The 1,957-nt window shown below is 46.2% G+C and carries 2 protein-coding genes; both read left to right on the forward strand.

The annotated features are described in order from the left end of the window. Positions 1–85: 85 nt before the first annotated feature. Positions 86–1,213 (forward strand): sensor histidine kinase, encoded by a 1,128-nt coding sequence (locus QT974_RS32025; protein ID WP_333472403.1) that lies wholly within the window; start codon positions 86–88, stop codon positions 1,211–1,213. Next, complete coding sequence (locus tag QT974_RS32030) at positions 1,203–1,904, forward strand: response regulator transcription factor (RefSeq protein ID WP_333472404.1); 702 nt, start codon at positions 1,203–1,205, stop codon at positions 1,902–1,904. Before QT974_RS32025 ends, QT974_RS32030 begins: the two co-directional genes overlap by 11 nt. Positions 1,905–1,957 lie beyond the last annotated feature (53 nt).

The raw sequence follows: 1,957 nt of genomic DNA on the forward strand, positions 1-1,957 counted from the left end.
TGCGTTTATCTGTCTGACATCTGCGGTTTCTGTATCAATCAAAGACTTATGCAATCTTGTCTATTATAAAATGGATTAATCGAGGATGTTTGAAAGCTTATTAAAAATCGCCAAAAACCTGCAAATTCAAGAAAAGTATTTGCGCGGAAGGTGGTCGTTAGCGCAGCCCTCGAAGAGGCTCGCCATTTTATTCGCGATCGTTGTAGCATTAGAATTTACTACGCCCTCGGAATATCTGTTTGGATACTTTTACACGGGGCCGATTTTACTGGCAAATTCGCGCCTGAGTCGTTTGGGTAAGTTACAAATTACGCTGGTAGCAGCAGCATTGACGCTGTTAAATTTGTTTGTTCCTTACGGAGAAAAGATCGCCCTAGCGACAGTTGCAAATAGACTGATCGCAGTGATGGCTTTGGGAGTCACGGGATATTTGAGCGATCGCAACCAGCAGTATCAAGAAGCGATCGCGATCGCCAAAGCTCAGTTGCAGTCTCAACAGCAGCTAGCCAGCATCCGAGAAGATTTTGTCTCGACTTTGAGTCACGACTTGAAAACGCCGATGCTGGGCGCAATTGAAACAATAAAAGCCTTTGAGTCAGCCCAATTTGGGGAAGTGACTACCAACCAGCAAAAAGTTCTCGAAACAATGGCGCGATCGCACAAAATGTCACTACAATTAGTAGAGACGCTGCTGGATGTTTACCGCAACGATGCCGAAGGTTTAACACTGCAACTTGCGCCCGTAAATTTAGCAGCTTTAGCAGAAGAAGTAATCGCCACACTCATCCATTTATCGGCAGCGCGCCGAGTTTACATTAGTATTAATTATGGAGAGTCAAATTTCCGTCGCTCTTTGTGGGTAAATGGCGATTCAGTCCAACTCCAGCGCGTTTTTGCTAATTTATTAACAAACGCGCTCAACCATTCTCCCCGAGGTGGTAAAGTAGAAATAGTCATGGAATCATCGGCGAGCTATCAGGTAGTAAAAGTGCTCGATAGCGGCTTGGGAATTACCGCTTCGGAACTACCGCACCTGTTCGAGCGTTTTTATCAAGGAAATGGCGATCGGCAAGCCAAAGGGTCGGGATTGGGGTTATACTTGTCTCGCCAAATTATTGACGCCCACGGCGGTATAATTTGGGCAGAAAACAAATTGCCTTTAGGCGCTTTGTTTGGATTCAGACTACCAGCCATCTCCGCCAATGAAACCTAATTCTCTCTTGCGAATTCTCTTAGTTGAAGACGACGAACTGTTTAGGTTGGGATTGCAAACCAGATTGCAACAAGAAAGTTGCTTGCAAGTAATTGCCGAGGCGGAAGATGGAGAAACGGCGGTAGAATTGACTCAGGAACACTTGCCGGATGTGGTGGTTCTGGATGTGGGTTTGCCGGGAATTGGTGGCATTGAAGCGTGCCGCCAAATTAAACAGAGACATCCAGAAATTCCGGTTTTGATTTTAACATCTCACGCCCAAAAAACTTTAATTGAAAGATTGATTGCGGCGGGCGCTCAAGGCTATTGTCTCAAGGGAATTGCGGCGGAAACTTTGGTTTTGGCAATTCGATCGGTAGCGACGGGCGCTTCGTGGTGGGACAAGGTGGTGACTGAGGAAATTCGGGCGGTTTTTGCTAATCCTGAACCTGTGAAAGTCGGGGTAAAATCAGAAACTTTAGACAATCCGCTGACTAAGCGAGAACAGGAAATATTAGCTTTAGTTGCGGGCGGGAAAAGCAATCAGGAAATTGCACAAATATTGTACATCGCTCCGGGGACAGTGCGAGTTCACGTGCACGCGATTTTGCAAAAATTGGAAGTGCGCGATCGCACTCAAGCAGCAGTGCTCGCGATTCAGAAAGGATTGGTAGCAGAAGAACTTTTGGCGATCGAACCTAATAACGTTTGATCGTTCCGAATGCTAGTCCGCATCAAAGAAAGGACTCTTCGTCCTGACTACGA

The organism is Microcoleus sp. BM001215392 (assembly GCF_036700185.1).
In the GTDB taxonomy this organism is placed as follows: domain Bacteria; phylum Cyanobacteriota; class Cyanobacteriia; order Cyanobacteriales; family Microcoleaceae; genus Microcoleus.

Bases quoted from the DNA above. Each gene is read 5' to 3' on its own strand.
- QT974_RS32025 (WP_333472403.1), top strand. From the start codon at position 86: ATGTTTGAAAGCTTATTAAAAATCGCCAAAAACCTGCAAATTCAAGAA.
- QT974_RS32030 (WP_333472404.1), top strand. From the start codon at position 1,203: ATGAAACCTAATTCTCTCTTGCGAATTCTCTTAGTTGAAGACGACGAA.